Here is a 23,142-nt window from a genome sequence, read left to right on the forward strand (position 1 = left end):
TCATTGACTCTCATGAGGCGATGCGAACCATGACCACCCTGTCGGACCTGAACACCTGCCCACCGGCCACCTTCGTCGAAGCGCTGCGTGGCATCTACGAACACTCGCCCTGGATAGCCGAACGTGCCGCCAGCCTGCGGCCTTTCGCCAGCGTCGCCGCCCTCAAGCAGGCCTTGCAGGCAAGCGTCACGCAGGCAAGCGAAGACGAGCAGCTGGCGCTGCTGCGCGCCCACCCGGAACTGGCCGGCAAGGCGGCGATCGCCGGCGAGCTGACGGCGGAATCCACGGGCGAGCAGGCGGCGTCCGGCCTGAACCGCTGCAGCCCCGAGGAATACGCCGTGCTGCACGCGCTCAACGCGCAATACAAGGAGAAGTTCGGCTTCCCCTTCATCCTGGCAGTGAAGGGCCCGACGGGACGCGGCCTGACCCGCGCCGCCATCATCGAGACTTTCGCACGGCGCCTGAAGAACACGCGCGGCGACGAAATGCGCCAGTGCCTGCGCCAGGTGCACCGCATCGCCGAGATCCGCCTGAACGAGCTGCTCGGGGTGCAACTGCTCTTCGGGCCACAGGTGATGGACTGGGCCGAGACGCTGGGCGCGATCAGCGACAGCCCCGATGGGCTTACCTGTGCCTACATGACGCCGGCGCACCAGCGCACTGCCGCCCAGTTGCGCGACTGGATGATCGAGGCCGGCATGGACGCGCACATCGACGCGGTCGGCAACGTGGTCGGGCGCTACGCTGCTTTGCTACCGGATGCGAAGACCCTCGTCACCGGCTCGCACTACGACACCGTGCGCAATGGCGGCAAGTACGACGGCCGGCTCGGCATCCTGCTGCCCATTGCCCTGGCGCGGCACCTGCACGGACGCGGCGAACGCCTGCCCTTCCACCTCGAGGTAATCGGTTTTGCGGAAGAGGAAGGCGTGCGGTATCAATGCACCTTCCTGGGCAGCAGCGCCATTACCGGCCGCTTCGACCCACGCGTACTCGACCAGCAGGACAGCGAGGGCACGAGCATGCGCGCCGCATTGGGCGCCGCCGGCCACGATCCTGCGGCCATCCCCGCCATCGCGCGCGATCCGGCATCGCTGCTGGGCTTTGTCGAGGTCCACATCGAACAAGGGCCGGTGCTACTGGAGCGCGGCCTGCCGGTCGGCGTGGTGACGGCGATTGCCGGCAGCTCGCGCTACCTGGTCGAACTGACGGGCGTGGCCAGCCACGCGGGCACCACACCGATGGGCATGCGCCGCGATGCGGCGGCGGCCGCGGCCGAGATCGTGCTGCTGGTCGAGGAACGCTGCAGCGGACGCGGCTCGCTGGTCGGCACGGTCGGGCAGCTCGAGGTGCCGTCCGGTTCCGTGAACGTCATCCCGGGCCAGTGCCGGCTGTCGCTCGACATCCGCGCCGCAAGCGATGAAGAGCGCCTGGCCGCGGTGGACGACATCCTGGCGGGCGTCAGCGCCATCTGCGCGCGCCGCGGCATCGAGGAAAAGCTGTGGAAGCTGGTGGAGGCGGACGCCGCGCCTTGCTCGCCGCGCCTGATGGACCGGCTGGGCGCGGCCATCGAGGCCGCCGGCCTGCCGCGCTTCGAGCTGCTGTCCGGCGCCGGGCACGACGCCATGGAGATGGCCAGCATTACCGAGGTGGCGATGCTGTTCACGCGCTGCGGCAACGGCGGCATCAGCCACAATCCGCTCGAGACCATGACGGCGGACGACGCCGAGATGGCGGGCGAGGTGCTACTGGAATTCCTGAGGCACCTATACGCATGACGAATGGCACATGCGGCCGGGGCGCCGCATCCCGACAATAGGTGTACACGCTGCATCTCGGTGACGCAGCGGACCACATTGATCGGAAAGCCCCATGAACAAACGCTTTTTTGCAGCAATCCTTGCCCTGCCTTTCCTCGCCAGCCTGTCCGCCCACGCGGCCGGGCCCGAAGACAAGCGCTTCTATGCCGGCATCGCTACCGGCCAGTCGAAATCGACCCTCGAGAATCCCGCCGGCGAACGCTTCAGCAGCAAGAACAACCCCCTGCCGGTGAAACTGTATGGCGGCGTCGCGCTGACCGACTACCTGGCGCTGGAAGCGGGCTATTCGGGCGCGACCGGCAAGTACGAATTCGACCGGCGCCTGTTCGGCAGCGCCACCGAACCGCGCCTGTCCTCGCACGCGCTCTACGTGGCCGTGAAAGGCACGCTGGCAGTGAGCGAGCGGGTCGACCTGCACGCCAAGCTGGGGGCCGCGCACAGCCGTTTCGAGATGAGCAAGGCCGGCGTGAACGACCGTAAGCTCAGCGGCACCAAGCCGATGGTGGGCATCGGGGCGTCCTACAAGTTCACCGAGAACCTCGCCGCCACACTCGAATTCGAGCACTACGGCACGGTGCGCGAGGAGGGTTATGAACTGAGCCAGCGGCGGCTCCAGGCCGGCCTGAAATTCGGCTTCTGACGGCGCCCGCCCTTCCGGCTAGAATGCAGCTCCCACAGCCACCTGCGACCACATGACGCACGCGCCGACCGCCAGCAAGCTTCCCTCCGTCCCCGCCTGGATGATCGCCGTCGCGGCAGCGCTGCTGTTCGGCGGGCTCGACGTGGCGGCGGCGCTGGCCGGACGCATCTCCCTGCATAATCCATTGGGGCTGGCGGCGGTTGCCCTGACCGGCGACTGGCGCGGGGATATCAGTCCGCGGCATGTGCCGCTGGCTTTCCAGCTGTTCGTGGCCAGCAAGGTGGTGGGATGCGCCCTGTTCGCCCTGCTGTCCGGCGCCGCCTGCCTGGCGAGGACGCAGCGCCGCCGCATGCTTCTGCTTGGCCTGCTGGCCGGCTGCGCGGTGCTGCTGGATTCGATCGCGCTGCACGTCCTCGTCGCGGCCCACCTGGGCATGCTGCTGCCCTGGCGCACCGGCGCCTGGATGCTGCTGGCGCACTACCTGGCTGGCGCCGCGGTCGACACCCTGCTGGTGCTGGACCTGGCGGTGCGCCTGGGCGAGTCGCCGCGCTGGCCCCTGCTTGCCTACGTGTCGGCGGAACGGACCATCACGGCGGCCGGCTTCCTGGTTGCGCGCTTGGTCCTGCGCGAGCACCGGATGCGGCAGTCGCTGGCGACGACCCATGCCCAGATGCTCGCGACCCAGTCGCTGCTGGCCGAGACGGTGCGCGGCGCGGAGCGGCTGCGCATCGCGCGCGACCTGCACGATACGGTCGGCCATCACCTCACCGCGCTGAACCTGCACCTGGACCTGGCGCTGCGCCAGTCGCGCGACAGCGCGCCGCCATCCCTGGTCACAGCGCGCGATGCCGGCGGCCAGCTGCTGGCGCAGGTGCGCAATGTGGTCTCCAGCAGCCGGCAGGACCAGGACATCGACCTGGAACGGGCGATCCGCCTGCTGTGCGAAGGCATTCCGCACGTGGCCATCGCCCTGCATATCGATCCCGCGGCGACGCGCCATCCGGCGCCGGCCGCGCATGCCTTGTTCTGCTGCATCCAGGAAGCCTTGACGAACACGCTGCGCCACGCGCATGCGCGCCGGCTCGATATCGCCATCGAGGTGCTGGACGGCGCGACGGTGGTCAGGGTGGCCGACGACGGACGAGGGAATGCCGCTTTGTCCGAAGGGAACGGCCTGCGCGGCATGCGCGAACGGCTGGCCGACCTGGGCGGCGAGCTGCGTTACGAAACACGAACCGCGGGCGGCTTCGCGCTCGAGCTGCGCCTGCCCCAGCAGGAGGTGCCGGCGTGATCCGCGTGATATTGGCCGACGACCAGACCCTGGTACGCAGCGGCATCCGCGGCCTGCTCGACCTGACGGACGACATCCGCGTGGTCGCGGAGGCGGAAGACGGCGCCGACGCCAGACGGGTGCTGGCCCGGCAGTCCGCCGACGTCCTGCTGCTCGACGTGCGCATGCCCGGCTGCGGCGGGATCGAGCTGCTGCGCGCACCCGGCGGCGCCCTGCCGCCGACGATCATGCTGACCACCTTCGACGACGAGGATGCCCTGTTCGAGGCCATGCGGCTCGGCGCGCGCGGCTTCGTGCTCAAGGACATTTCACTTGAACGCCTGGCCGCCGGCATCCGCTCCGTGGCGGCGGGCGGCACGCTGTTCCGGCCCGCACTGACGGAGCGCATCCGCTCCTCCTTCGAGCGCGGCCACGCGGCCACGGGGCCCGCGCCCGCCACTGGAGTGCTCACGCCGCGCGAGACCGACGTGCTGGCGCTGGTGGCCGCGGGCCTGAGCAATGCCGAGATCGCCGACCACCTGGGCGCGAGCGAAGGCACCGTCAAGAACCACGTCTCCAGCATCCTGTCGAAACTGGGCGTGCGCGACCGCGTGCGCGCGGTCCTGCGCGGCATCGAGCTGAGCCTGATCTGAACTAGCGCTTACTCCCTCGCCCTGGTTGATTCATCCTTGGGCGTGATCCGCAGGATCGCCAGGATGATCAGCGCGAACAGGGCGCTGAGCACGGCGGTCGATTCGCGTCCCATGCCGGCGGCGATGCCGACAGCCGCGGTCAGCCACACGCTGGCGGCCGTGGTGACGCCCTTGATGTCTTCCTTCTGGTGATGCTTGAGGATGGCGCCGGCGCCGATGAAGCCGATGCCCGCGGTGACGCCCTGCAGGACGCGCGAAATGTCGCTGATCTCCATGCCCGCCTGCAGCGGGATCAGGACGAACAGGGCCGAACCGAGCGACACCAGCATGTGGGTGCGCAGGCCGGCCGAGGCGCCGACCGATTCGCGCTCGTAACCGAGCATCCCGCCGAGCACGACCGCCACCAGCAGGCGCACCACGATGCGCGTGATGTCCTCGACGTTGCCGAGGTCCGAAAATTCATGCTGTATCGTCAGCCAGCTCCGCTCTACCCAATCCATCCTGCTCCTCCCGAACACATCCGGGAATGATGCCACTTAAACAAGAACGGTGGCGTTCGGCTGACAATCAACCCACGACACCCGCCCGTTCCAGCATCGCATGCAGCAGCACGTTGCATCCCGCCTCCAGGTGGGCCGGCTGGGCGTCCTCGATCTCGTTGTGGCTGATGCCGTCCTTGCAGGGCACGAAGATCATGCCGGACGGCGCCACCCTGGCGGCGTAGATGGCGTCGTGGCCGGCGCCAGAGACCACATCCATGCTCGAATAGCCCAGCTTTTCGGTGGCGGCGCGCACTGCGTTCACGCAATCCGGGTGGAAGGGGCAAGGCGGGTAGTAGGACACCCGCTCGACCTCGATGGCCAGGCCGCTGTCCTTGCGGGTGTTGGCCACGAAGGCCAGCATCTCTTCGTGCATGGTGTTGAGCAGCGCGTCGTTCACGTTGCGCAGGTCGATGCTGAACTTGACCTGCCCGGGGATCACGTTGCGGCTGTTCGGGAACACCTGCACCATGCCCACCGTCCCGCGTCCATAGGGCGGGTAGCGGTTCGCGATGGCGACCACTTCCTGCATGATCGACGTCGCCACCTGCAGCGCGTCGCGCCGCAGTCCCATCGGGGTCGGGCCGGCATGCGCTTCCATGCCGGTCACGGTGCAGTCGTACCACGACAGGCCCATCACGGCCGGCACCACGCCGATCACCTTGTCCGCGTCTTCCAGCACCGGTCCCTGCTCGATGTGGGTCTCGAAATAGGCGCCGATCGGATGCTTGCCGGGCACTTCGTCGCCCAGGTAGCCGATGCGTTCCAACTCCTCGCGCACGCTCTTGCCTTCGGTATCGACCGCCGCATAGGCCGTCTCCAGGCTGAAGGCGCCGCAGAACACGCCCGACCCCATCATCACCGGCACGAAGCGCGAGCCTTCCTCGTTGGTCCAGAAGGCGACCTCGATCGGCGCCTCGGTCTGGATCTTGCGGTCGTTCAGGGTACGCACCACCTCCAGCCCAGCCAGCACGCCGTAGTTGCCGTCGAACTTGCCGCCGGTCGGCTGGGTGTCGACGTGGCTCCCGGTGACGATCGGCAGCGCGGACGGGTTGCGCCCTTCACGCCGCATGAAGACATTGCCGATCTGGTCGACCGTGACTTCCAGCCCCGCCTCGCGGCCCCAGCGCACGACCAGGTCGCGGCCCTGGCGGTCCAGGTCCGTCAGCGCCAGGCGCTTGACGCCGCCCTTGTCCGTGGCGCCGATCGCGGCCAGGTCCATCAGCGACTGCCACAGGCGCTCGCCATTGATACGCAGTTCGTCCATGCTGGTCTCCTCGCATCAAGCCAGGGTGGCGGAAAAAGCGGGACGCTCGATGTAGCGCCCTGCCCCGGCTTCGGCACGCAGCGTGCCGAGCTCGAACACCAGCTTGCCCCTGGCGACCGTATGCGTCGGGATGCCGCGCACCGTGCGGCCTTCGAAGACGTTGAAGCCGCCTTTCGAATGCTGGGTCTGTGCCGAGATGGTGCGGGTGCCGCTCGGGTCCCAGACCACGATGTCGGCGTCGGCCCCGACCGCGACCAAGCCCTTGTGCGGGTACATGTTGAAGATCTGGGCCGCGTTGGTGGAGGTGACGCGCACGAATTCCGAGGGCGTGAGCAGGCCGGTGTTCACGCCGGCGTCCCAGACCACGGCCATGCGTTCCTCGACGCCGCCGCAGCCGTTCGGGATTCTGGTGAAGTCGTCCTTGCCGGCCGCCTTCTGCTCGGCGCAGAAGGTGCAGTGGTCGGTGGCGGTGGTGTGCAGGTTCCCGCCTTGCAGGCCCTGCCACAGCGCCTGCTGGTGGTGCCGGCTGCGAAACGGCGGGCTCATGACGTGGGCGCGGGCGAACTCGGGGTCGGGATGGCGGTACACGCTGTCGTCGATAACGAGGTGGCCGGCCAGCGCTTCGCCGTACACGCGCTGCCCCTTGGCGCGCGCCCGCGTAATCGCCTCCAGCGATTCGGCGCAGGACACGTGGACGATGTAGACCGGGGTGCCAAGCACGCCCGCGATGGCGATGGCGCGGTTGGCGGCTTCGGCTTCCACTTCCGGCGGGCGCGAGAGCGGATGGGCCTCGGCGCCGCGGATGCCCTTCATTAACAGCTCTTGCTGCAGCTGGTAGACCAGTTCGCCGTTCTCGGCGTGCACGGTCGGGATCGCGCCCAGTTCGAGCGCGCGGCGGAAGCTTTTGACCAGGGTCTCGTCGTCGGCCATGATCGCGTTCTTGTAGGCCATGAAGTGCTTGAAGCTGTTGACGCCGTGCTCGCGCACCAGCACGCCCATCTCCTCGTGCACCGAGGGGTCCCACCAGGTGACGGCGACGTGGAAGGTGTAGTCGCCGGCCGACTTCTCGGCCCAGCCGCGCCAGGTGTGGAAGGCCTCCAGCAGCGACTGCTTCGGGTCGGGAATCACGAAATCCATGATGGTGGTGGTGCCGCCGGCCAGGCCGGCCGCGGTGCCGCTGAAGAAGTCGTCGGCCGTGACGGTGCCCATGAAGGGCAGCTGCATGTGGGTATGGGTGTCGATCCCGCCCGGCATCACGAACTGGCCGCCGGCATCGACAATCGTCGCGCCCGCGGGCGCGTCGAGGTTCTGGCCCACGGCCGCGATCCTGTCCCCCACACACAGTACGTCGGCGCGGAACGCACGGTCGGCGTTCACGACGGTACCGCCACGGATCAAGGTAGTCATGACTCTCCCTTCAGGTTGGATAGTTGTTCGCTGCGTGATTCACGCTTCTCTGCGCAGGCACGGTGCGGCCCTTCATCATCAGCCCGTACACGATGGCCGCGATCACCACGCCGACGAACCAGGCGTAGGTATAGATGGTCTTGAAGGCCTCGCCCACGTTCGGAAAGGCGTCCGGCAGCGCCGCGTTCAGGAAGCCGGGCAGGTTGGGCAGCACCCCGGCCGCGAAGGCCACGATGGCGGCGACGTTCCAGCCACCTTTATACGAGTAGCTTCCGCCCTCGTTGTAGAGCTGGTCGACGTCGAGTTTTGTTTTGCGCACGAAGTAGTAGTCGACGATCATGATCCCGGCGATCGGCCCGAGCAGGGCCGAGTAGCCGGTCAGCCAGATGAAGATGTAGTTCTGGGTGGTCTCGAGTATCTTCCAGGGCATCATTGCGAGCGCGATGCCGGCCGTGATGTAGCCGCCGATGCGGTAGGAGATGCGCCTGGGCGACAGCGCCGAAAAATCGTAGGCCGGGCCCACCAGGTTGGCGGCCAGGTTGACGCTGGCGGTGTCGATCAGCAGGATGATGAGCGCCACCAGCACGGCGATGCCGGTCATGCGGCTGGCCACGTCGACCGGATCCCACAGGGCCTTGCCGTACAGGACGATGGTGGCCGATGTGACGGTCACGGCCAGTGCCGCGAGCAGGCCCATCGGCAACGGCAGGCCGAGCGTCTGGCCGACCACCTGGTCGCGCTGGGTCTTGGCGAAGCGGGTGAAGTCGGGGATGTTCAGCGCCAGCGTGGCCCAGTAGCCGATCATCGCCGTCAGCGACGGCCAGAACACCGCCCAGAACAGGCCCGCCTTCGGTCCGCCCTCGACGAACGCGGAGGGCTGGCCGAGCAGCGGGCCGAAGCCGCCCACCTTGTCGTACACCCACCACAGCAGCAGGAAGCAGATCGCGATCTTCAGCGGCGCGGTATAGGTTTCCAGCTTCCTGATCGATTCCATGCCGTGCACGATGAAGTACATCTGGATCGCCCAGAAGCCCAGGAAGCAGGCCAGCTGGCCGAGGTTGATGCCCAGGCCCGGCAAGTTCTCGCCGCCGATCGGGGCGCCGAGGAGCACACCGAGCAGCGTGTAGATCATGCTGCCGCCGAACCAGGTCTGGATGCCGTACCAGCCGCAGGCGACGATCGCCCGCATCAGGGCGGGAAGCCGGGCGCCGCGGGTGCCGAAGGAGGCGCGCGCCAGTACCGCATAGGGAATGCCGTACTTGGTGCCGGCGTGGCCGATCAGGAGCATCGGCAGCAGCACGATCACGTTCGCGAGGAACACCGTGAGCACCGCCTGCCAGGCCGACATCCCGCTTTCGATCAGGCTGGCCGCCAGCATGTAGGCGGGGATGCTGATCACCATGCCGACCCACAGCGCCGCGAAGTGATACCAGCGCCAGGTGCGCTGCGCGGCCGTGGTCGGGGCCAGGTCGTGGTTCCAGAGTTCGGTGCTTGCGCCGCTCGGCGCGTCATGGTGCGTGGTCACGGGGGGACTCTCCTCGTCGGTTGCGAAAATGTGCGACCGAGTGTAGCGCAATCGTACTTACGTAGGGTGGACGGCTTCGCCGTCCGCGCGTTCAACGCACGCGAGCGTGTCTGCAAGCGTGATTTGAACGCGCGGGCGGGAGACCCGCCCACCCTACAACATCAAACGGCTACTGCCTCCGCCCTCGGGTTGCGCGGGTCCTGCGTCCAGTTCATATAGGGCTTGCCGGTGTCCTGCGGCCCCATGGTGATGCAGTCCTCCACCGGACAGGTGATCTCGCACAGGTTGCAGCCGACGCATTCGGCGTCCTTCACCTCGTAGCGGCGCGTGCCCGCATCGTCGACCAGGCGCGCGATCGCCTGGTGCGAGGTGTCCTCGCAGGCGACGTAGCACTTGCCGCACTTGATGCACTTGTCCTGGTCGATCCGGGCGATCACCTGGTAGTTCATGTCCAGGTACTTCCAGTCCGTCGTGTTCTGCACCGCCTTGCGCGAGAAGGCCGCGATGTCGGGATAGCCCTTGCTGTCCATCCAGCGCGACAGGCCGTCCTTCATCTCTTCGACGATGCGGAAACCGTGCAGCATCGCGGCCGTGCACACCTGCACGCTGCCGGCGCCCAGCGCGATGAACTCGGCCGCGTCGCGCCAGTTGCCGATGCCGCCGATGCCCGAGATCGGCAAGTTGCGCGTGGCCGGGTCGCGCGCGATCTCGGCCACCATGTTCAGGGCAATCGGCTTGACCGCCGAGCCGCAATAGCCGCCGTGGGTGCTGGCCCCGCCGACGATCGGGAAGGCCACCATGCGGTCGAGATCCAGGTGGGTGATCGAGTTGACCGTGTTGATCAGGGACACCGCATCCGCGCCGCCGGCCAGCGCGGCGCGTGCCGGATGGCGCACGTCGGTGATGTTCGGGGTCAGCTTGACGATCACCGGCAGGCGCGTGTGCTTCTTGCACCAGGCCGTGACCATTTGCACGTAGTCCGGCACCTGCCCCACCGCCGCGCCCATGCCGCGCTCGGGCATGCCGTGCGGGCAGCCGAAGTTCAGTTCGATGCCGTCGGCGCCGGTGGCTTCGACCAGCGGCAGGATCGCCGCCCAGGGCGCTTCCTCGCAGGGCAGCATCAGCGAGACGATCAGGGCGCGGTCCGGCCAGTCTTTCTTGACCTGGGTGATCTCCTGCAGGTTGATTTCCAGGCTGCGGTCGGTGATCAGTTCGATATTATTGAAACCGATGACCTCGCGGTTCTTGCCATAGTGGGCCGAGTAGCGCGAGGAGACGTTGACCGCCGGCGGATCTTCGCCCAAGGTCTTCCACACCACGCCGCCCCACCCCGCCTCGAAGGCGCGCACGACGTTATAGGCCTTGTCGGTCGGCGGCGCGGAGGCCAGCCAGAACGGGTTCGGGCTCTTGATGCCGCAGAAATCGATGCTCAGGTCGGCCATGCTGCCTCCGTTTTCGCTTGGATGTCTTCGTGGATGGCCATTGCAGCCAGCTTGCCGTGCTGGACCGCCTGCACCGTCAGGTCCTGCCCTGGCGCGACGCAGTCGCCGCCGGCATAGATGCCGGGCAGCGCGGTGCGGAAGCGATTGTCGATCCAGATGCGCTCGCCCTCGCGCGACAGTTCTCGTGCCAGCGGCTCCTGGAAGCCGTCTTCGCTCATGCCCTGGCCGATGGCCTTGAACACGGCGTCGGCCGCGATCTCGACCACGCCGCCGGTACGCACCAGGCGTCCCTCTTCCATGCGGGTCTGTTCGAAGCGCATGCCGGATACCCGGCCGCCTTCGTCCAGCAGCACCTCGAGCGGCGCCGCCCAGGTGCGGATGCGCACGAAGTTCGCCTTGGCGATCTCGATCTCGTGGCCGGTTGCGCTCATCGATTCCAGGCCGCGGCGGTAGACCAGGGTCACGTCCTCGGCACCGAGGCGCTTGATCTGCACCGCCATGTCGATCGCGGTGTTGCCGGCGCCGATCACGACGGCGCGGCGCGGCACCGGGAGCAGGGACAGATCACTGGCCTGGCGCAGCGCGGCGATGTAGTCGATGGCCGCCATCAGGCCGGGCGCATCCTCGCCCGTCAGGCCGAGCGCCCGGCTGGTCTGCAAACCGATGCCCAGGAACACAGCGTCGTAGCGGGTGTGCAGCTCGGCCAGGCTCAGGTTGTCGCCGAGCCGGCGGCCGTATTCGATGTGGATGCCGCCGATCGACAGCAGGAAGTCCACCTCCTGCTGGGCAGAATCACCCGGCAGCTTGTACTTGGCGATGCCGTATTCGTTCAGGCCGCCCGCTTTCGGACGCGCCTCGTACACGACGACGTCGTTGCCCAGCATCGCGAGGCGGTGCGCGCAGGACAGGCCGGCCGGACCGGCGCCGACCACGGCGATTACCTTGCCGGTGCTTGGTGCGCGCTGGAAGGGATGGCCCTCGAAACGGGCGTTGTCGATGGCGTAGCGCTGCAGCAGACCGATGCGCACCGGCTCGCGCTCGGCCGGGTTGTTGCGCACGCAGGCGTGTTCGCACAGGATCTCGGTGGGACACACCCGGGCGCAGCTGCCGCCGAAGATGTTCGCCTTCAGGATGCCCGCTGCGGCACCAGTGACGTTCCCGTCATGGATGTTCTTGATGAAGCCGGCGACGTCGATGCCGGTCGGGCAGGCGTTCATGCAGGGGGCGTCGTAGCAGTACAGGCAGCGCGCCGCCTCGACGGCGGCCTGGCGCGCGCTGAAGGGAGGCGCCAGGTCGGTGAACTGCGCGGCCAGCTCGCCGTGCGAGCCTGCCGCGGGCGGCAGGTGCTGGAGTGATTCGATCATGTGCATCCCTTCTTGTTGTAGGTCGACGACATGCTGCAGCCCGGCCCTGCTGGGCATTCACCACCTCTACTTCATCTGCGGGAAGGCGAACTCCGGTCCGCTGCTGGCAGTACTGGGCCAGCGCTCCATGACCGCCTTGTGGCGGGTGTAAAAGCGCACGCCCTCCGGTCCGTAGGCATGGTGGTCGCCGAACAGACTGCGCTTCCAGCCGCCGAAGCTGTTGAAGGCCATCGGCACCGGCAGCGGCACGTTCACGCCGACCATGCCCACCTCGATCTGGCGCACGAACTCGCGCGCCACGCCGCCGTCGCGGGTGAAGATGGCGACGCCGTTGCCGTATTCGTTGGCGTTGATGAGTTCCACCGCGCGTCCCACGTCCGGCAGGCGCACCACGCACAGCACCGGGCCGAAGATCTCTTCCTTGTAGATCGTCATGTCGGGGGTGACGTGGTCGAACAGGGTGCCGCCCACAAAAAAGCCGTTCGGGCAGCCGTCGACGCGGTAGCCGCGGCCGTCGACGACGAGCGTTGCGCCCTGCTCCACACCCTGGCCGATCAGGCGTTCGATGCGCTCCCTGGCGGCGCTGGTGACGACCGGGCCCATCTCGGCGCCCGGCGCCATGCCGTCGTCGACCTTGAGCCTGGCTGTGCGTTCGGCCAGCGCAGCAACCAGGCGGTCGCCGGCGTCACCGATGGCCACGGCGACCGAGATCGCCATGCAGCGCTCGCCGGCCGAGCCGTAGGCCGCGCCGATGAGCGCATCGACCGTCATGTCCATGTCGGCGTCCGGCATCACCACCATGTGGTTCTTGGCGCCGCCCAGGGCCTGCACGCGCTTGCCCGCGGCCGAACCCCGCGCATAGATGTATTCGGCGATCGGGGTCGAGCCCACAAAACTGATGGCCTGGACGTCGGGATGGTCGAGCAGCGCGTCGACCGCCACCTTGTCACCCTGCACGACGTTGAACACGCCGTCCGGCAGGCCGGCTTCCTTCAGCAGCTGCGCATGCAGCAGCGAAGGCGAAGGATCGCGTTCCGAGGGTTTCAGGATGAAGGTATTCCCGCACGCGAGGGCGACCGGGAACATCCACATCGGCACCATCACCGGGAAATTGAAGGGCGTGATGCCGGCCACGACGCCGAGCGGCTGGCGCATCGACCAGGCGTCGATGCCGCGCGCGATCTGGTCGGTGAATTCGCCCTTGAGCATCTGCGGGATGCCGACCGCGAATTCCACCACCTCGATGCCGCGCGCGACCTCGCCTTGAGCGTCGGCGAAGGTCTTGCCGTGTTCGCGCACCACCATGGCGGCGAAATCGTCGACGTACTGCTGGCACAGCTGCAGGTACTTGAACAGGATGCGCGCCCGCGCCAGCGGTGGCGTGGCGGCCCAGGCCGGGAAGGCAGCGAGCGCGGCGCACACCGCGGCGTCGACGTCGCGCGGCTCGGCCAGCGCCACCCGGGCGCAGGGCTCGCCGCGCGCCGGGTTGTAGACATCGCTCTGGCGCGTGCCCTCGGCGTGCGCCGGTTGGCCGTTGATGAAGTGCGAAATGAGATTCATGTGTCTAGTCCAGGTTTTTCAGTATGTTGGCCAGCTTGCCGAACAGCTCGTCGATGTGCTGCTTGTTCAGGATAAGCGGCGGCGACAGGGCGATGATATCGCCCGTCACGCGGATCAGGATGCCGTCCGCGAAGGCCTTCTTGAAGGCGCTGTAGGCGCGCGCGCCTGGTTTGCCGGTGATCGGTTCGAGCTCGATGCCGGCCACCAGGCCGATCGAGCGCAGGTCGATCACGTGCGGCAGGCCGCGCAGCGAATACAGCGCATCCTCGAAGTAAGGCTGTAGCGATTTCGCATTCTCGATGATGCCCTGCTCGCGGAACACCTCGAGCGTGGCGAGCGAGGCCGCGCAGGCCAGCGGGTGGCCCGAATAGGTATAACCGTGGAACAGCTCGATGCCGGCCGGCGCTTCCATGAAGGCGTCGTGGATGAAGCGCTTGGAGAACACGGCGCCCATCGGCACCACGCCGTTGGTCAGGCCCTTGGCAGTGGTCATCATGTCCGGCTCGACGCCGAAATAATCGCTCGCGAACGGCGTACATAGGCGGCCGAAACCGGTGATGACTTCGTCGAAGATCAGCAGGATGCCGTGCTTGTCGCAGATCTCGCGCAAGCGCTTCAGGTAACCCTTGGGCGGCACCAGCACGCCGGTGGAGCCGGACACCGGCTCGATGATCACGGCGGCGATGGTCGATGCGTCGTGCAGCGTGACCAGGCGGTCCAGCTCGTCGGCCAGCTCGGCGCCGAAGTCCGGCTCGCCGCGCGAGAAGGCGTTTTTCGACAGGTTGTGCGTGTGCGGCAGGTGGTCCACGCCCGGCAGCAGCGGGCCGAAGCTCTTGCGGTTATTGCCGATGCCGCCCACCGACAGGCCGCCGAAGCCGACGCCGTGGTAGCCGCGCTCGCGGCCGATCAGGCGGGTGCGCCCGCCCTCGCCGCGCGCCCGGTGGTAGGCCAGCGCCATCTTCAGCGCGGTGTCCACCGCCTCGGAACCGGAGTTGGTATAGAACACGTGGCCGAACTTGTGGCCGGTGTACTCCATCAGCTGCTCGGCCAAGTCGAATGCGGCCGGGTGGCCCATCTGGAAGGTGGGCGCGAAGTCGAGCTGGCCGACCATCTCGCTCACGGCCTGGGTGATGCGCGGCTGGGCATGGCCGCAGGGCACGCACCAGAGGCCGGCAGTGCCGTCGAGCACGCTGTTGCCGTCCACATCCTTGTAGTACATCCCCTCGGCTGACACCAGCAGGCGCGGATTGGCCTTGAAGTCGCGGTTATTCGTAAAAGGCATCCAGAATGCGGACATCGAGGTGGGCCTGGACTCGTTCATGCGTCTCTCCCCCGCCATGACGGCGAAAAATTTTTACCAGTTGGCAAAATATTGATCAATAATAGTCAGCAAGGCAACACTGGCACAGATACACCAAGGGTAAAACCGACCAACCGTACAGGCAACGCGACCTGTACAGTAAATGGAGTGGTGGCGATGGAAGAAGCTGTTGTGACAGAGGTCATTCCTTCTGAAACCTTGCGATCCAAGTCCAGTATGGCAGGTGACGCACCATGGCCGCTGCTCGCCATCGACCGGAAGGGGCGCGGCAGCCTGGTCGAGCAGATCGTCGGGACTATCTCGACGATGGTAAACGAGCGCCAGCTCGGTGCCGGTACGAAAATGCCATCGGTTAGACAATTCGCAAAGTGCAATGGCGTCAGCACATTCACTGTGGTCGAAGCCTACGAGCGCCTGCATCAGCTGGGGCTGCTGTCCTCGCGCCGCGGATCCGGATTCTTCGTTGCGCGCAGCGTGCCGCAGGCGCCCTGCTGCGCCCCGAGCGCGTCTCAGCTCAGCCTGCAATCCGAAATCGACGCCCTCGCCCCCGACCTGTACAGTGGGCAGGCCGAGGCGCTGCCTGTCGGCGCCGGCTGGCTGCCGCCCGAGTGGTATGGAGAAAATACCATCCTCGACGCCGTGCGCCATGCGATGAAGATCCCGGCCAGCCGCCTGCGCGGCTACGGCCACCCGCTCGGCTTCCCCGCGCTGCGCCAGTACCTCGCCACCAGCTTGTCGGGCGAGCTGTTCGCCGTCGAGCCCGACCAGATCCTGCTGACCAACGGCGCCACCCACGCCTTCGACCTGGTGCTGCGCACTCTCACGCGGCCCGGCGACGTGGTGCTGGTGGAAGAGCCCGGCTACAGCAACCTGCTGTCGCTGGTGCGCCACCATGGCTGCATCCCGGTCGGCATCCCGCGCAGCGAGGCCGGGCTGGACATGGAGGAACTGGCGCGCCAGGCCGCCCTGCTGCATCCCAAGCTCATGTTCGTCAACACGGTGCTCCAGAATCCGCTCGGCACCTCGCTCTCGCAGGCCCAGGCGCACCGCCTGCTGGCATTGGCCGAGCAGTTCGATTTCTGGCTGGTGGAAGACGACATCTACCGCGAGCTGGCGGCCGCCGGCGAAGCGTCGCTGGCGGCCATGGATGGGCTGCGCCGCGTGATCCGGGTCGGCAGCTTTTCCAAGACCCTGTCGCCGGTACTGCGGGTGGGTTCGCTGTGCGCCTCGCACTCCCTGATACCGGAACTGCTGCGCGTGAAGATGGTGGCGGGCCTGACCACGTCCGAGATCAACGAGCGCGCGGTCTTCCACGCCACCGGCACGCGCGGCTACCGCCGCATGGTCGAGCGTTTGACCAGCCAGCTGGAGGACGCGCGCGAACGCGCCCTGGAGGCCCTGCTTGACGTGGGATTGCGTCCGCTGGCGCGGCCGCGCGGCGGCATGTTCGTCAGCGCCGGCTGGGCGGAGACGCCGACCGCGGCAAGAAACGGCCGCAGTATCGCCGACGCCGCGTTAAGGGCCGGCATCCTGCTGGCGCCGGGCGAATTCTTCACGCAGCGCGAGCCCCAGGGCATCTGGTTCCGCTTCAATGCCGCCTATGCGGCCGACCCGCAACTGCTCGACTTCCTGCGTGCACAGCGCTGAGGACACCATGGACATCCACGTCACCGACAGCGCCAGGCGGCGCGACAAGCTGGAAAGCGCGATCATCAAAGCCGCCACCCGCCTGTTCGCCGAATGCGGCTACGAAGGCACCAGCATCGCCGCGGTCGCCGAACGGACCGGCATCTCGAAACAGAACCTGTTCTACTACTTCCCGACCAAGCAGGGCCTGTATCAGCGCGTGCTCGACGACGTGCTCGACGACTGGCTCGAGCGCATGGCCAAGCTTGCCGATGCCGGCGGCGAGCCAAGCGACGTGCTGCGCGCCTACGTCGCCGCCAAGCTGCGCTTCTCGCGCGAACAGCCCTGGGCCTCGCGTGTGTACGCGATGGAAGTCATCGGCGGCGCCAAGTTCTACGGCGAGCAGATTCGCGCCCGCGTGGTGCCGCTGCTGCGCCGGGACATCGAGGTCTTCGAGCGCTGGATGGCGGACGGCCGCATCGTCCGCGTGGACGCCACCCACCTGCTGTTCGCGCTGTGGGCCATGACCCAGTCCTACGCCGACTTCTCGGCCCAGATGGCGCTGGTGCTGGACAAGCCGGAACTCACCGGCGCGGACTTCGAGGATGCCGAGCGCCTGATCGGCGATATGGTGGTGCGGGCGGTGACTGCGACCGGTTGACGGACACCGTGTCCAGAATGTCGTTCTTTCCCGCCGATTGCATATACTTGCATCTTTGCAACTCCGCACGACAGGACGAACATGGACTTTCACGGCACGCCGAATGACGACGTCATCGACCAGGAAAAGCAGTCGCTTCCCGCAGGACCGATCTACGGCCTGGAGGGCAACGACCGCATCATCGTGACAACCGGCCTGGCCATCGGCGGTCCCGGCAATGACGAGATCGTCGCAGGTGCTTCCTATGCGACGGCCGCTTACTGGGGTTCGCCGCGCGGCGTGATCGTCGATCTCGGCGCAGGCAGCGCCGAGGACGGATTCGGCACCGTCGACCGCCTGGTCGGCATCAAGGTCGTGCAGGGTTCGGGCCATGACGACATCCTGCGCGGCGGCGCTGCCGACGAATACTTTCATGGCGGCGGAGGCAGCGACCTGGTCGAGGGCGGCGCCGGCTTCGATACCGTGAGCTACTACTTCGAGAAATCGACGGCGGCCGAGGTGCGTTACGACGCGGCCAGCGATACCTTCACCGTCGTCAAGCGCTTCACCAACGGCGACCGCGGCACCGATATCCTGCGTGGTGTCGAAAAGATCGAATTCGTCGGCGCAGGGGCGGACGATGCGGTCATCCTGCGCTCGCAGTTCGTGGGCGACTTCCGCAGCGCCGGCACGCTCAAGCTTCCCTTCCCCACGAACGCCGGGCTGTCGCAGTTCAAGCCGGGCGACTTCAACGGCGACGGCAGCACCGACTTCGCGATCGTCACCCAGGTCGCCACCGGCACCGCCCCGGCCCCCACCTACGTCGTCCTGGGCGACCGCAAGGGCGGCCTGCGCGACGGCACCGCCGAGATCTTCGGGCAGCCGCCCCTGAAGATCGTCGGCGGCGGCCGTACCATCGTGGCCGACTTCAACGGGGACGGCCGCAGCGACATCTTCCAGCTCGATTTCGGCGACGACGCGCCGCCCTTCCCCGGCGGAATCAGCAGCCTCTACCTGTCTTCCGTATCGAGCGGCCGCCTCGAGGACGCCAGCGCCAGCCTGCCCCAGCGTCCGGACACGAATCACGGCGGCAGCGCGGGCGACGTCAACGGCGACGGCCACATCGACGTGCTGGTGAATGCGATCGACGAAGGCAATCTTCTCCTGATCAACGATGGCAGCGGGCGCTTCACCGAAATGCGTGCGCTGCTCCCGCGGCCCTCGGTCACGCTCGGCCACGTGGATTATCCTGAAACCAGCACCTTCTCGGGGATCGGCGATCTCAACGGCGACGGCGCCGCCGATCTGGTCCTGGGCACCTGGGACGGCAACCTCATGAAAACGCCGAGCAAGGTCCTGCTCAACGACGGCACCGGCAATTTCACGCGCAGCGCGCCGATTTCCCTGCCGGCTGCCGGCCTGCCGGGCGAAATCGTGCTCGAGGTCGAGCGCATCGACCTGAATGGCGATGCGTTTCCGGACCTGATGCTGAGCGTGACGAATGGCGGAGACTCCGCCACGTTCTACCATGCCGACTACATCCAGCTCCTGGTCAACGATGGCGCCGGAAATTTCCGCGACGAGACCGCGGCCCGCCTCCCCCAGGACAAGGACACCAGCCAGCCCGGCTGGTTGATGTCCCTGTCGGCGGTCGATGTCAACAACGACGGTTTCGTCGATATCCTGGCCGAATCGGCAGGCACGCCGGTAAGGTCCAAGCTCTACCTGAACCGCGGCGACGGCAGCTTTGCCCTCGCCTGGGAATCCGCGCCGGGCGAACGCGTCCAGGCGGCCGACGTCGACGGCGACGGCATGCGCGACCTGGTCGGCATCACGGGCGGCGGCGTGATGTCGGTGTGGCTCAACAAGCTCGCCAACGGCCATGTCTACCAGGCGAACTTCGGCGGCGAGGCGCTGCTGGGATCGAGTGGGAACGACGTGTTCCTTGCCCGCCCCGGCGTCAATGCCTTCGACGGCGCTGCCGGTTTCGACGTCGCCACGCTTCCGGGACAGCGGCACGCGTATACCTTGCTGCGCAACGATGCCGGCGTCACGCTGTCCGGCAAGGCCATCGACGTCGCCCTGGCCGGCGTCGAGCGTGTCCTGTTCGCCGATCGCGGCCTGGCCTTCGACATCGACGGCAGCGCCGGACAGGCCTACCGCATCTACCAGGCCGCCTTCGACCGCGCTCCCGACGCGGCCGGCCTCGGCTTCTGGATCGCGGCGATGGACCGCGGCGCCGGCCTGCACGACGTGGCGGCGCAGTTCATGGCCAGCGACGAGTTTGTCGGACGCTACGGCCCGCTGGACACCCCCGCTTTCGTCGCGACGGTGTACCGGAACGTGCTGCACCGCGAGCCGGATGCGGCCGGCCTGGCATACTGGCAGGACTACCTCGAAGCAGGGGGCTCGCGGACGACGCTGCTGGCCGGCTTCAGCGAGAGCCAGGAGAACCGCGCCCAGGTCATCGGCGCGATCGAAGGCGGCATCGATTACCTGCCCGGCGCGTGAACCAAGCAAAAATCCTTCTTCTGGACGAAGACAAATCGCGCCCACTCTGTATGATTATTGGCAATTAAACAATCAGGTGACCATGTCCAGCTATCCGACGCCCATCCTTACCACCGAGCGGCTCACCCTGCGCCCCATGACCATGCTCGATGCCGCCGACCTGTTCGCCGTATTCGCCGATCCCGAGGTCGTGCGCTACTGGAGCGCCGAACCCTGGACCTCGGTCTCCTTTGCCGAAAACGCCCTTGCGCGCGCCCTGGAAGGCTACCGGGAGCAGTCCGAGGTACGCTTCGGCATCGAGCTTGCCGAGACCGGCCTTCTCATCGGCACCGTCAACCTGCACCACTTCTTCCCGCAGAACCGCCGTTGTGAACTCGGCTACGCACTCGGCAGCCCGCATTGGGGCAAGGGCTACGCCACCGAGGCGCTGGAGGTGGCGCTCGACTACGGTTTCCACGAACTGCGGCTGAACCGCGTCGAGGCCGACATCGACCCGCGCAACGGCGCCTCGGCCGCCGTGCTCGAACGCCTGGGCTTTCGCAAGGAAGGCTACATGCCCGAACGCTGGTTCGTGCACGGCCAGATGGCCGACACCGTCAACTACGGGCTGCTGCGCAGCTACTGGGACGCGCGCAGCCGCGCAGCGCTCTCCCGAAAGTGATAAATACGGTCCCGCTTATCCGCCCACGCTACCGCCAAACCCGGGATTTCGACCGTTCGTCGGATGACCATGGCGCTACATGGCCCCAGGGCCTACAGTGGCGCCATCAACTCAACCGAAGGACCACGCATGAAACCCTCTCGCTTTGATACGTTCATGACCGACATGAAAGACATCGCCCGCAAGGCAAACCGTGCCCTGCGTTCGGGCGCCCGCACCCTGGCGTCGCTGTCCTGGCCGTCACTGCTGGCGGTGTCGATCGGGCTGGCTCTGATCCTGAGCATCGTGCCGCTGGCGCTCACGCTGTTCATCGCCTTCCTGCTGCTGAAGGTCGTCGCGACCGCCCTGTTCGGCCGTCGTCCGGCCCAGATCGTGGAGTAAGCCATGACTGCCGCCCCGATCAACCGCGCACTCGACTTCGTGCGCGAAGCCGTCAGCGAAGCCAGCGCCCTGTGGTGGGGCTTCTTCGACTGGCTGGCCCTGGTCGAGTGGCGCAAGCTGTACGTGACCTGGTTCCTGGTATTCGTCTTCGGCATCTCGTTCAACCTGACCGAACCGGCGGTATGGTTCATCCTGATCTCGTTCGGCGTCAAGGTGCTGGCCGGCGGCAAGCGCCGCGCCGAGCTCACCGCCCGCGAGGCCGCCGACAAGGCCAACGTCGCCACCCTGGAGCGTCGGCTGATGGAAGCGCAAATGGCGACGCTGCAGGCCCAGGTCGAACCGCACTTCCTTTTCAACACCCTGGCCCTGATCGGCCAGCTGATCGAGACCGACCCGAAGGAAGCGGCGCGCGTGCACGCGCACCTGATCGAATACCTGCGCTCCTCGCTGCCGCAGATGCGCACCAAAGGCGGCGGCACGCTCGGCAAGCAGGTCGAGCTGTCGCGTGCCTACCTGGCCATCATGCAGGCGCGCATGAAGGAGCGCCTGCAGGTGCGCTTCGAGGTGCCCGATTTCCTGGGCAGCTCGCCCTTCCCGTCGATGATGCTGCAGACCCTGATCGAGAATTCGATCAAGCATGGCCTGGAGCCGAAGGTGGCCGGCGGCACCATCACGGTCCGCGCCCATGTCGAAGTAGCCACGCTGCACGTGGACGTGTGCGACGATGGTGTCGGCATCGACCTGCACGCCGACGAAGGCGTAGGCCTGGCCAACATCCGCGAGCGCCTCGCCCTGCTGTACGGGAAGGATGCCGAGCTGGTGATCGAGATGCCACCCGGCGGCGGCGCCTGCGCCTCGATCCGCCTGCCCTACCGGATGACGGAGTTCGACTGATGAATCCTGGCGCCCCGACCGCGCTAATCGCCGACGACGAAGCGCCGATGCGCGACCAGCTGCGCATGCGCCTGGCGGAGGCCTGGCCCGAGCTGCGCATCGTGGCCGAAGCCGCCAACGGCGCCGAGGCGCTGGAGCTGGCGGCCCGGCACAAGCCCGATATCGCGTTCCTGGACATCCGCATGCCGGGCATGGGCGGCATCGACGCCGCGCGCCAGCTGTACAACCGCTGCCACATCGTGTTCGCCACCGCCTACGACCAGTACGCGCTCGACGCCTTCGAACAGGGAGCGATCGACTACCTGCTCAAGCCGGTGACGCCGGCACGGTTGCAGACCACCTGCGAGCGCCTGCGCGCGCGGCTCACCAGGGCGCCGCAGGACATCGGCGCGCAGCTGGCCGAGCTGGGCGCCCTGCTCAAGCAGGGCGGCGCGGCCAGGCCGAACTACCTGAAGTGGATCCAGGCCCAGGTGGGCGGCAGCCTGCGCATGGTCAGCACGCGCGAGGTCCTGTTCTTCCAGGCCGACGACAAGTACACCTGCGTGCAAACCGCGACTGCCCAGCTCCTGATCCGCAAGACGCTCAAGGAACTGGCGGACGAGCTGGACCCGGACGAGTTCTGGCGCATCCACCGCTCGACCCTGGTGCGGGTGGATGCGATCGCCGAGGTGTTTCGCGACCTGCGCGGGCGCCAGATGGTCCGTCTGCGCAACTTCCCCGGCGAGCTGGAAGTGAGCCGCAACCACGGGCATCTGTTCCAGCAGATGTGATGCCCTTGGCGGCCTGGCGCTCAGCCGAACAGACCTTCGTCGGACCCGTCGCCGTCGAAGAAGCCGCCGCTGCCTTCCGACCCGAAATCACCACCGCCGAGCAGACCGTCGCCCGTGCCGATGTCGTTCAGGCCGGCCTGGTCGGCCAGCGCGCCGCCCGACAGGTCGGCGCCTGACAGGTTTTCTCCGCCCAGCAGGTGGGCGCCGCCGTTTCCGTCGTGGTCATGGAACAGGTTGTCCAGGCCGTGGAAGAGGAAGCTGCCGGCTGCCACACCGGCCGCCGTCGCGGCGATCGAGCCGAGCAGGCCGCCACCGCCGCCGCCACGCAGGAAGCCGCCCATGCCGCGGCCCATCGAGCCCGGCATGGCGTGCTGGTAGTGCATGTGGTGGGATTGCGGGTGGCTGGCGTGCCTGCGGCTGCCCCAGGAATGGGGATCGAGGAAGCCGCCGCGGCTGGTCTGTTGCTGCTGTTGATGCAGCTGGTTTTCCAGCGCGGCGATCTGGGATTTGGCGCTGTCCAGGGCCTGCTCCATCAGCAGCACACGCTGCACCAGCAAGTAGGCGGCATCGGGCTGTTGTGCGACCGCGCGCTGGATGAGCGCGTCGGCTTCGGGGTCTTTCTTGATGCCTCGGGCCTGGACGAGCTGGCCGAGGAAGTCATGCAGCATTTGAGTGTCGGATGGGCTCATGGTGGTGCTCCTCATCGAAAACGTGGTCAAAGCTGCATGTTGTGTGTCTTTTGACGATTTCAAGCCTTTGCAGTATTGGGCTGAAGCCGTTATCAACGTAGCTAATAAGATGATAGCGACATTTTTCTTGCCGCCCCAACAATTGCGCCCGGTTTTTTAGAG

At 67.2% G+C, this 23,142-nt stretch carries 21 protein-coding genes; 12 read left to right on the forward strand and 9 right to left on the reverse strand.

All coding sequences use genetic code 11. From position 1 onward, the window contains the following. Positions 1-29: 29 nt before the first annotated feature. The 4 genes from YWC_RS0113915 to YWC_RS0113930 all read left to right on the forward strand — a co-directional run bounded on the left by YWC_RS0113915 (position 30) and on the right by YWC_RS0113930 (position 4,383). Positions 30-1,778, forward strand: coding sequence for an allantoate amidohydrolase (locus YWC_RS0113915; RefSeq protein WP_027865928.1), 1,749 nt, complete (start codon positions 30-32; stop codon positions 1,776-1,778). 94 nt (positions 1,779-1,872) lie between these two features. After that, positions 1,873-2,460, forward strand: a complete 588-nt coding sequence (locus tag YWC_RS0113920; RefSeq protein WP_027865929.1) for a porin family protein — start codon at positions 1,873-1,875, stop codon at positions 2,458-2,460. A 52-nt stretch (positions 2,461-2,512) separates the two neighbouring features. Continuing rightward, positions 2,513-3,751: a sensor histidine kinase gene (locus tag YWC_RS31605; RefSeq protein WP_051306454.1), complete on the forward strand. Its 1,239-nt coding sequence runs from the start codon at positions 2,513-2,515 to the stop codon at positions 3,749-3,751. Further along, a complete protein-coding gene (locus YWC_RS0113930) occupies positions 3,748-4,383 on the forward strand; it encodes a response regulator (RefSeq protein WP_027865930.1) in 636 nt (211 codons plus the stop codon). The genes YWC_RS31605 and YWC_RS0113930 overlap by 4 nt, the downstream gene beginning before the upstream one ends. Before the next feature lie 8 nt (positions 4,384-4,391). On the opposite strand, the gene YWC_RS0113935 is transcribed toward YWC_RS0113930, so the two are convergent. The 8 genes from YWC_RS0113935 to aptA all read right to left on the reverse strand — a co-directional run bounded on the left by YWC_RS0113935 (position 4,392) and on the right by aptA (position 14,808). Beyond that, a complete protein-coding gene (locus YWC_RS0113935) occupies positions 4,392-4,883 on the reverse strand; it encodes an MgtC/SapB family protein (protein WP_027865931.1) in 492 nt (163 codons plus the stop codon). A gap of 67 nt (positions 4,884-4,950) precedes the next feature. Beyond that, on the reverse strand, positions 4,951-6,189 hold the full coding sequence (locus YWC_RS0113940) for a Zn-dependent hydrolase (RefSeq protein WP_027865932.1): 1,239 nt from the start codon (positions 6,187-6,189) through the stop codon (positions 4,951-4,953). Between the two features lie 15 nt (positions 6,190-6,204). Beyond that, the gene (gene hydA, locus YWC_RS0113945; RefSeq protein ID WP_027865933.1) at positions 6,205-7,596 is read right to left on the reverse strand and encodes a dihydropyrimidinase; all 1,392 of its coding nucleotides are present in this window, start codon (positions 7,594-7,596) and stop codon (positions 6,205-6,207) included. Positions 7,597-7,606: 10 nt separating this feature from the next. Next, positions 7,607-9,121 (reverse strand): NCS1 family nucleobase:cation symporter-1, encoded by a 1,515-nt coding sequence (locus YWC_RS0113950; protein WP_027865934.1) that lies wholly within the window; start codon positions 9,119-9,121, stop codon positions 7,607-7,609. A 161-nt stretch (positions 9,122-9,282) separates the two neighbouring features. After that, positions 9,283-10,563 (reverse strand): NAD-dependent dihydropyrimidine dehydrogenase subunit PreA, encoded by a 1,281-nt coding sequence (gene preA, locus YWC_RS0113955; protein WP_027865935.1) that lies wholly within the window; start codon positions 10,561-10,563, stop codon positions 9,283-9,285. Next, positions 10,551-11,927 carry an NAD(P)-dependent oxidoreductase gene (locus YWC_RS0113960; RefSeq protein WP_027865936.1) on the reverse strand — a complete coding sequence of 459 codons (1,377 nt, stop codon included), beginning with the start codon at positions 11,925-11,927 and terminating at the stop codon, positions 10,551-10,553. The genes preA and YWC_RS0113960 overlap by 13 nt, the downstream gene beginning before the upstream one ends. A 66-nt stretch (positions 11,928-11,993) precedes the next feature. Then, complete coding sequence (locus YWC_RS0113965) at positions 11,994-13,487, reverse strand: CoA-acylating methylmalonate-semialdehyde dehydrogenase (protein ID WP_027865937.1); 1,494 nt, start codon at positions 13,485-13,487, stop codon at positions 11,994-11,996. 4 nt (positions 13,488-13,491) lie between these two features. Beyond that, complete coding sequence (gene aptA, locus YWC_RS0113970; protein WP_027865938.1) at positions 13,492-14,808, reverse strand: omega-aminotransferase AptA; 1,317 nt, start codon at positions 14,806-14,808, stop codon at positions 13,492-13,494. 216 nt (positions 14,809-15,024) lie between these two features. On the opposite strand from aptA, the gene YWC_RS0113975 reads away from it, so the two are divergent. The 7 genes from YWC_RS0113975 to YWC_RS0114005 all read left to right on the forward strand — a co-directional run bounded on the left by YWC_RS0113975 (position 15,025) and on the right by YWC_RS0114005 (position 22,291). Continuing rightward, the gene (locus YWC_RS0113975; RefSeq protein ID WP_027865939.1) at positions 15,025-16,455 is read left to right on the forward strand and encodes an aminotransferase-like domain-containing protein; all 1,431 of its coding nucleotides are present in this window, start codon (positions 15,025-15,027) and stop codon (positions 16,453-16,455) included. Positions 16,456-16,462: 7 nt separating this feature from the next. Further along, positions 16,463-17,095, forward strand: coding sequence for a TetR/AcrR family transcriptional regulator (locus YWC_RS0113980; RefSeq protein WP_036214378.1), 633 nt, complete (start codon positions 16,463-16,465; stop codon positions 17,093-17,095). An 81-nt stretch (positions 17,096-17,176) separates the two neighbouring features. Then, positions 17,177-19,585: an FG-GAP-like repeat-containing protein gene (locus YWC_RS0113985; RefSeq protein WP_027865941.1), complete on the forward strand. Its 2,409-nt coding sequence runs from the start codon at positions 17,177-17,179 to the stop codon at positions 19,583-19,585. Positions 19,586-19,667: 82 nt separating this feature from the next. Next, positions 19,668-20,246, forward strand: coding sequence for a GNAT family N-acetyltransferase (locus tag YWC_RS0113990; protein ID WP_027865942.1), 579 nt, complete (start codon positions 19,668-19,670; stop codon positions 20,244-20,246). A gap of 156 nt (positions 20,247-20,402) precedes the next feature. Beyond that, positions 20,403-20,627, forward strand: a complete 225-nt coding sequence (locus YWC_RS0113995) for a hypothetical protein (RefSeq protein ID WP_027865943.1) — start codon at positions 20,403-20,405, stop codon at positions 20,625-20,627. A 3-nt stretch (positions 20,628-20,630) separates the two neighbouring features. Then, a complete protein-coding gene (locus YWC_RS0114000; protein ID WP_027865944.1) occupies positions 20,631-21,521 on the forward strand; it encodes a sensor histidine kinase in 891 nt (296 codons plus the stop codon). Beyond that, positions 21,521-22,291 carry a LytR/AlgR family response regulator transcription factor gene (locus YWC_RS0114005; RefSeq protein WP_027865945.1) on the forward strand — a complete coding sequence of 257 codons (771 nt, stop codon included), beginning with the start codon at positions 21,521-21,523 and terminating at the stop codon, positions 22,289-22,291. The genes YWC_RS0114000 and YWC_RS0114005 overlap by 1 nt, the downstream gene beginning before the upstream one ends. Positions 22,292-22,311: 20 nt before the next feature. On the opposite strand, the gene YWC_RS0114010 is transcribed toward YWC_RS0114005, so the two are convergent. Further along, positions 22,312-22,980: a DUF2076 family protein gene (locus tag YWC_RS0114010; protein ID WP_027865946.1), complete on the reverse strand. Its 669-nt coding sequence runs from the start codon at positions 22,978-22,980 to the stop codon at positions 22,312-22,314. Here YWC_RS0114010 and YWC_RS33345 point away from each other — a divergent pair. Next, complete coding sequence (locus tag YWC_RS33345; protein WP_169728116.1) at positions 22,979-23,140, forward strand: hypothetical protein; 162 nt, start codon at positions 22,979-22,981, stop codon at positions 23,138-23,140. The two genes, YWC_RS0114010 and YWC_RS33345, sit on opposite strands and share 2 nt — an antisense overlap. Positions 23,141-23,142 lie beyond the last annotated feature (2 nt).

It is taken from the genome of Massilia alkalitolerans DSM 17462 (assembly GCF_000427785.1).
Taxonomy (GTDB): domain Bacteria; phylum Pseudomonadota; class Gammaproteobacteria; order Burkholderiales; family Burkholderiaceae_D; genus Telluria; species Telluria alkalitolerans.